The organism is Actinoplanes sp. NPDC048791, from assembly GCF_040650095.1.
Classification (GTDB): Bacteria; Actinomycetota; Actinomycetes; order Mycobacteriales; family Micromonosporaceae; genus Actinoplanes.
The window spans coordinates 1-7,251 of record NZ_JBEZGQ010000391.1; the positions used below are offsets into that span (position 1 = coordinate 1).

At 72.8% G+C, this 7,251-nt stretch carries 8 protein-coding genes; 5 read left to right on the top strand and 3 right to left on the bottom strand.

Annotated elements, in window-relative coordinates; translation table 11 throughout:
• Positions 1-33: 33 nt before the first annotated feature.
• Entirely contained in the window at positions 34-1,101 is a 1,068-nt protein-coding gene (locus AB0C29_RS25465) for an alkene reductase (protein WP_360824762.1), read from the bottom strand.
• 122 nt (positions 1,102-1,223) lie between these two features.
• On the opposite strand from AB0C29_RS25465, the gene AB0C29_RS25470 reads away from it, so the two are divergent.
• Complete coding sequence (locus AB0C29_RS25470) at positions 1,224-1,730, top strand: MarR family winged helix-turn-helix transcriptional regulator (RefSeq protein ID WP_360824764.1); 507 nt, start codon at positions 1,224-1,226, stop codon at positions 1,728-1,730.
• Here AB0C29_RS25470 and AB0C29_RS25475 read toward each other — a convergent pair.
• Complete coding sequence (locus tag AB0C29_RS25475; RefSeq protein WP_360824767.1) at positions 1,717-2,508, bottom strand: GntR family transcriptional regulator; 792 nt, start codon at positions 2,506-2,508, stop codon at positions 1,717-1,719. The two genes, AB0C29_RS25470 and AB0C29_RS25475, sit on opposite strands and share 14 nt — an antisense overlap.
• A gap of 115 nt (positions 2,509-2,623) precedes the next feature.
• Here AB0C29_RS25475 and AB0C29_RS25480 point away from each other — a divergent pair, with 115 nt between their 5' ends.
• Entirely contained in the window at positions 2,624-3,427 is an 804-nt protein-coding gene (locus tag AB0C29_RS25480) for a class I SAM-dependent methyltransferase (RefSeq protein ID WP_360824770.1), read from the top strand.
• 10 nt (positions 3,428-3,437) lie between these two features.
• Positions 3,438-3,785 (top strand): hypothetical protein, encoded by a 348-nt coding sequence (locus AB0C29_RS25485; RefSeq protein ID WP_360824773.1) that lies wholly within the window; start codon positions 3,438-3,440, stop codon positions 3,783-3,785.
• Between the two features lie 13 nt (positions 3,786-3,798).
• Here AB0C29_RS25485 and AB0C29_RS25490 read toward each other — a convergent pair whose 3' ends face one another.
• Positions 3,799-4,722, bottom strand: coding sequence for a TetR/AcrR family transcriptional regulator C-terminal domain-containing protein (locus AB0C29_RS25490; RefSeq protein WP_360824776.1), 924 nt, complete (start codon positions 4,720-4,722; stop codon positions 3,799-3,801).
• A 132-nt stretch (positions 4,723-4,854) separates the two neighbouring features.
• Between AB0C29_RS25490 and AB0C29_RS25495 the strand changes: the two genes are divergently transcribed.
• The gene (locus AB0C29_RS25495) at positions 4,855-5,610 is read left to right on the top strand and encodes an ABC transporter ATP-binding protein (protein WP_360824782.1); all 756 of its coding nucleotides are present in this window, start codon (positions 4,855-4,857) and stop codon (positions 5,608-5,610) included.
• A complete protein-coding gene (locus tag AB0C29_RS25500) occupies positions 5,607-6,455 on the top strand; it encodes an FtsX-like permease family protein (RefSeq protein ID WP_360824779.1) in 849 nt (282 codons plus the stop codon). Before AB0C29_RS25495 ends, AB0C29_RS25500 begins: the two co-directional genes overlap by 4 nt.
• Positions 6,456-7,251 lie beyond the last annotated feature (796 nt).

The following is a 7,251-nucleotide window of genomic DNA, read 5'->3' on the forward strand; positions in this document are numbered from 1 at the left end:
CGGCAGCCGGAGGGGGCTGCCGGGCGGCACCGGTCACGCGGCGTTCAGCGCCGGGTAGTCGGTGTAGCCCTCGTGGTCGCCGCCGTACGCCTTGCCGTAGTCCGGGGTGTTGAACGGCCCACCGGCGGCCAGCCGCTCCGGCAGGTCCGGGTTGGCCAGGAACAACGCCCCGTACGAGATCAGGTCCGCGTCGCCGTTCTCGATCTGCTTGAGCGCCTCGGGCCCGGTCCACGCCCCCGGGGTGTACGGGTTGAGGATCAGCGTCCCGTTCCAGCGCGCTCGCAGCACCGGCGTGAACTCGGTGTCCGGCCCCTCGGCGACGTGCAGGTACGCCAGCCCCAGCGGCGCCAGCGCGTCGACGAGGGCCAGGTACGTCTCGCGGTGGTCGTCCTCGGCGATGTCGTTGAACGGGTTGGCGGGGGAGATGCGCAGCCCCAGCCGGTCCGCGCCGATCGCCACCGCGACAGCCTTGGCCACCTCGACCGTGAGCCGGATCCGGCCCTCGACGGTGCCGCCCCAGCCGTCGTCGCGCCGGTTGGCGTTGGTGGAGAGGAACTGGTGCAGCAGGTAGCCGTTCGCGCCGTGCAGCTCGACCCCGTCGAAGCCGGCCTCGATCGCGTTGCGGGCCGAGGCGGTGAAGTCGGCGATGGTCTCGGCGATGCCGTCGGCGTCCAGCGGCTCGGGCTCGACGAAGTCCAGCGGGCCGTCGGCGGTGTAGACCTGCCCGGCCGCGGCGACGGGGGAGGCGCCGACCGGGGTGGCGCCGTGCAGGGCCGGGTGCCCGATCCGGCCGGTGTGCATGAGCTGGGCGAAGATCAGGCCGCCGCGCTCGTGCACCGCCGCGGTGATCGGCCGCCACGCGGCCACCTGCTCGGGCGTGTGCAGGCCGGGGGTGTTCAGGTACCCCTGTCCGACCGGCGAGGGCTGGGTGCCCTCGGTGATGATCAGGCCCGCGCCCGCGCGCTGGGCGTAGTACGTGGCCATGAGCTCGGTGGGGGTCGCGCCCGGCCCGTACGCCCGGCTGCGGGTCATCGGGGCCATCACCACCCGGTTGCGCGTCGTGTACCGGCCGAGCGGGGCCCCGTCGAATGCGCTGGTCATGACTAACTCCTGTCCTGGACAGCTAATTTGCTGTCCAGGACAGGTAAACACGGCACCGCCGCGTTTATTGCCGGACTGTCGGGTGATCAGGGACACAGCTCCGCCGGTCTACGCTGAGCTGCATGGATGAGCGATCGGGCGCCCCGAGTGCCGCCGCGGGCGGGCCGATCAGCCACACCATCTTCCGGCTGGCCCGCATCCACTCCCAGCTGGCCGGCCGGCTGCTGCGCGAGGCGGGCCTGCACGCCAGTCAGGAGCTGATGCTGATGGTGCTCTGGGACGCCGGCCCGCAGCGGCAGACCGACCTCGGCGCCGAGCTCGGCATGGACTCGGCCGGCACCACCCGCGTCGTGCACCGCCTGGAGCAGGCCGGCTTCGTCCGCCGCCGGCCCGACCCGTGCGACCGGCGGGCCACGCTGGTCGAGGTCACTCCGGCCGGGGAGGCCCTGCGGACGCAGGTCGAACGCATGTGGACGCAGCTCGAGGAGCTCACCGTGGCCGGCCTGTCGCCGGCCGAGCAGCAGGCGGCGCTGGACACCCTGTTACGGCTGGAGCGCAACGTGCTGGAGACCGTGCCCGGCAGCCGCACCGGTCAGGCGGCGGCCAGGCGCGGGGTCACGCGAGAGTGAGACCCGGGTCCGGGTCCGGCTCGGGGACCGGCGCCGGGATGCGGTATTCCTCGGTGAGCGTGGTCATCGGCCCCGGCCAGGTCGCCTGGGCCACCTCGATCGGCTTGCGGGTCTCGTCGAACGCCACGTGCAGCAGGTGCAGCACCGGGGTGTCCGGGCGGATCTGCAGGATCTCCGCCTCCTCGCGGCTGGGCTGCCGGGCGCTGATGGTGTCGGTCGCCGACGCGTAGCGCCGCCCGATCGCCTCCTCGGCCTCCTGGTAGAGCGGCCGGCCGAACGCCTCGGCCCGTTCCAGTGACGTCCCGGTCGCGTCGGTCACCCGGAACCACGACGCGCCGACCTCGACGGTGGCGTCGTCAGCGCGGACGAGATGCCGCCGGACCAGCATCTCCGTGCTGTCGCGGACCCCGAACGCGTCCGCCACCTCGGGTGGCGCGGCCTCGCGGCCGACGCCGGCCAGCTGCTGGCGGTAGCGGGCGGCCAGGTCGGCGTGGTAGCCGCGGTGGGCGCCGTAACGGCCGCGGGAGAGCCGGTTGAGCCGGCGCCGGGTGCCGCGCACGTACGTGCCGGAGCCCGGCTTGGTGATCAGGATGCCTTCGACGCGCAGCTGGTCGACGGTGCGTTGCACGGTCTGCTTGGCCACGCCGAACATCTCGGCCATGGCGGGGATCGAGGGGAGCCGCTCACCGGGAGCCCAGTCCCCGCGGCGGATGCGTTCTCGCAGCTGGGCGGCGATCTGCCGGTGCGGGAACTCGGCGGCGCCGGGATTGATCGTCATGGCGGTACCTCCAGACCCTAGGTTCCTAGGATGACTCACGCGGCGTGCGCCACGGGACAGCGACACGCGGAAAAGTCGGTCGACCGCGGCGGCGCGGGCATCGAGCATGGTCAGCATGCTGAGTTCCGAGATCCTCGAGTACTACGAACGCGGTGGTGAGCGGCTGCGCCTGACCGCCGGCACCGGCCGCCTGGAGTTCCTGCGCACCTGGGACGTGCTGAGCAGGGTGCTGCCACCCGCGCCGGCCCGGATCGTCGACGTCGGCGGGGCCACCGGGGTCTACGCGCGCCCGCTGGCCGAGGCCGGTCACACCGTACGGGTGATCGATCCGGTCCCGGACCACGTGGCCGCCGCGGACGCCCTGCCCGGAGTGACCGCTGTCCTGGGTGACGCGCGAGCGCTGCCCGAGCCCGACGCCAGCGCGGACGCGGTGCTGCTTTTCGGCCCGCTCTACCACCTGCCCCAGCGCACGGACCGGATCGCGGCCTGGCGCGAGGCGGCCCGCGTCGTGCGCCCGGGCGGGGTGGTCGTCGGGGCCGTGATCAGCCGTTTCGCGTCCCTGTTGGACGGCGTGGTCAAGGGCTACTACGCCGAGCCCGAGTTCGTGTCGATCGTGCAGGGGGCGCTGGACGACGGCGTGCACCGCAACCAGGGCGGGCAGTCGCGGTGGTTCACCAGCGCGTACTTCCACCGGCCCGAGGAGCCGGCCGCCGAGGCGACCGAGGCCGGGCTCACCGGGACACGCACGGTGGCGGTCGAGGGCCCGGTGTGGATGACCGGTACGCGGCTGACGGAGTTCCTGGCCGACGAGCGGCTGACCGGCATCATGCTGGACATGCTGCGCCGGGTCGAGGACGAGCCGAGCCTGTTCGGCGCGAGCAGCCACCTGCTGACCATCGCCCGCCGGCCCGCCCCCTAAGCTGTCCCCCGTGGAGGCTCTGCGGTTGATTCTGCGCTACGCGCACCTGATCGGTTTCGCGCTGCTGCTCGGCGGGGCGATCGCCCAGTTCGTCTCGGCGAAGCTGCGCATCAACCCGGCGATGTTGTGGGGTTCGATCATCCAGGTCCTGACCGGCCTGGCGCTGTCGGCGCCGCTGCGCGGTGGCGGCGACGACGAGCCCGCCCCGGCCAAGCTGGCCGTGAAGCTGGTCCTCGCGATCCTGATCTTCATCATGGTCTTCGTGCCGCGCAAGCGCGCCGAGGTCAACCGCGGGCACTTCATCGGCATCATCGCCCTGACGCTGATCAACGCCGCGGTCGCCACCTTCTGGCGCTGACGCTCGGCCGGCATCAGCCCTCCAGAACGGGCGTGAGCCCGTCCAGGAGGCGCTGCAGGCCGAACTCCATCAGCCGGTCGACATCGAACTCGAGCGCCGGGTCCGTCACGGCCCGGTGCATCAGGGGATAGCGGCCGCTGCCGAGAATGTCGCCGAGCCGGTGCTGCTGGGTGTCCAGCCACTGCGCGTCGGTCAGCCCGGTCTCCTGCTCGGCCTGGGCCTCCTCCTCGATGTTGACGGCGGTGCCGCGGATGTAATTAGCCACCGTGACGGCCGCGAGGAAGAGCACATCCGGGGCGAGGCCGTGCCCGTCGAGGGCGCGCATCGTCCACTCCGTGTGGGCCATGGCGCGTGGGGCGAGCAGCGGCCGGGTGAAGGAGATCGCCTGGGCCAGCCAGGGGTGGCGCCGGTACATCGACCATTGCAGCCGGGCCAGCGCCTCGACGCAGGCACGCCAGCCGTCGGTGCCGGGGGAGAGCTCGGGCAGGGCGTCGCCGGCGAAGACTGTGTCCATCATGAACAGCAGCAGCTCCTCCTTGCCGGCCACGTGCCGGTAGAGCGACATCGTCGGCATGCCCAGCTCACCGGCGAGGCGGCGCATGGAGAGCACGCCGAGGCCCTCCGCGTCGGCGATGGCGACGGCGGTGCGCACCACCCGCTCGCGATCCGACTCCGCCGGCTGGGATTGGCCGGACCGGGCTGAGGCGTGGTGGGGGTGGGCCGGGGTGGCGACGACTGTGCCGACGCCGGGACGGGGCTGGACCAGGCCCTGCTCGCGCAGGGTGGCGATGACCTTGGTGGCGGTCGCCATGGCGATGCCGTGCTCGGCGATCAGCTGCCGGGTGGACGGGACCCGGTCGCCGGGCGCGAGCTCACCGGCGGCGATCCGGGCAGCGATCCCGGCGGCGATCCGGCGGTACGGCGGTACGGCGCTCATCACCCCTCCTCTGCACTAGTGCGCTCCACCCTAGTGCACTAGTGAGCGCCAATGAATACGGGTGCTAGCACCACTTGAGGCCATAGTAGTGCGCTCGTACGGTGTACCAAGACGCCCACAGGGAGGCCCATGATGACCGACGCCGTACGCCTCGAGACGCTGTACAAGACCTATGACGACACCGGCACCGCCGTCACCGCGCTCGACGGTGTGACGGCCTCCTTCGGCGCGGGCACGTTCACCGCGGTGATGGGACCGTCCGGTTCCGGCAAGAGCACCCTGCTGCAGTGCGCGGCGGGTCTGGACCGTCCCACCGCCGGCCGGGTGTTCCTGGCCGGCACCGAGTTGCAGGCCGGCAAGGACGCCGCGATGACCAAGTTCCGGCGTACCCGGGTCGGTTTCGTGTTCCAGGACTACAACCTGTTGCCCGCGCTGACCGTCGAGCAGAACGTGCTGCTGCCGTCCCGGCTGGCCGGCCGCCGCGCCGACCACGCCCGGGCCCGTGCGGTGCTGGACCGCCTCGGCCTGCTGGACCGCCGCGACGACCTGCCCGAGCGGCTCTCCGGTGGCCAGCGGCAGCGGGTGGCGATCGCCCGGGCGCTGATCGGGGAACCGGCTGTGATCTTCGCCGACGAGCCGACCGGCGCGTTGGACCTGCGTAGTGCCCGCGAGGTGCTGACCCTGCTGCGGGCGGCGGTGCACGAGCACGGCCGTACCGTCGTGATGGTCACCCACGATCCCGTCGCCGCCGCGTACGCGGACTCGGTGCTCTTCCTGGCCGACGGCCGGCTGGCCGGCTCGCTGAGCGCGCCCACCGCCGAGGCCGTCGCGGAACGCCTGGCCCACCTCGGTGACCTGGTCGGCGCCGGTGCGGAGGCCGTCGCATGATCGCCGTCGCCCTGCGTGGCCTGCGGCACCGCCCGGGCAATTTCGTGGCTACGTTCCTGTCGGCCTTCCTCGGGGCCACCCTGCTGATGACCTTCGCGGCCATGCTCGACACGGCCGCGGACGCCGACCCGGTGAGTGCCGAATCCCTGTCCACGACCGCGATGGTGGCGGGCGGCTGGTGCCTGATCATCGTGATCTTCGCGGTCACCTCGACGCTCAGCCTCGCGGTGCGCCGCCGCGCGGAGCAGACGGCTCTGCTGCGCCGGCTCGGCGCCACCGGTCCGCAAGTGGGCCGGATGATCGTCGGCGAGGCCGCCGCGGTGGCCCTGCTGGCGTCGGCGGTGGCCGTACCGGTCGCCCAGGTCCTGGGCCGGCTGCTGCTCACGCTGATGCAGGACACCGGCCAGGTCGCCACCGCGGTCGGCTACGCGTTCGGCCCGGTCGCGCTGGGCGTGGGCTTCGGCGTCACGCTGCTCCCGCCGCGCCGGCAACACCCTTGGACGAAGCCTCAGCCGACTTGGCCGCCGGAGCTTCAGATGAAGACCCAGCCACCCGAGCCGCGGTGGCCGAGGGCACACCAGCCGCCGCCTGGGACGCCGCGGCAGCGGGCGAAGCACCAGCCGCCTCGGACGCGGCAGCTGCGGGCGAGCCACCAGCGGCCCGCGAAGTGGCAGCTGCGGGCGAAACATCAGCGGCCCGCGAAGTGGCAGCTGCGGGCGAAACATCAGCGACCCTGGAAGCCGCAGCTGCGGGCGAAGCACCGGCAACCTGAGACCCGGCGGCCGGGGACGAGCCAACAGACTTTCGAGACGCCACATCCGGGGACAAATCGGCAGCCCGCTTAGCCGCAACGGCCTCGGAGGACCGAGCACCTGACTCGAACGCCGCAGGCTCGGACGAACCGGTAGCCGCCTTGGAAGCGGCAGCGTCCGAAGGAGTGCCAGCCGACTTGGGCGCGGCAGCCGCGGAAGAGGGGCCAGCGGCAGCCGAGGGAGATCCACCAGCAGCCGGAGATGCGACAGCTTCGGACGACCCGACCGCCGCCTTCGCCGGGGATTCCTCCGGAGTTGCAGCAGCAGCCCGAACAGCCGCAGCACCCGCAGCAGTAGCCCGCAGCGCAGCACTGCTGGCCACAGCCGCCTGGGACACCGCAACACCAGCCGCAGAGCCCTGACCACCCTTGACGCCGGCATCAGCCGATTCCGGCGAGGCAGCAGCCGCGAGCGAAGGTGACGTCTCCCCCGCCTTCGGAGCCCCCTGCGGGGTGTTCAAGCTCTCCGACGTAGCCGTCGGCTTACGAGCCGCGTTGATCGCCGCCGCCGCCCGTACCTCGGTCTCACGGGCCCGGGCCGCCGCCGTCTCGGCCACCCACGCACCTACCGCCGATGCTTCGAAGATCGGGAGGTTGGTCGGCTGCGGGGTCGTTGGGCGGCGCCGGCCCTGGCGGTCGGTTCCGCGGCCGAACAGCGGGTCGTTTAGCGGCGACGGGTCGGCCGCCGAACCCGGGGCCGGACGGTTCGCGATGAGGTCGAGCGGCTCACCGGGAGCCGGTGTCGGCTCGACGGACGCGGCGGTCTCGACCATTTCGGCGGCGGGACGGGCTGCCGGGGCCGAGATGGGCGACGACGCGCCCACCTGGGC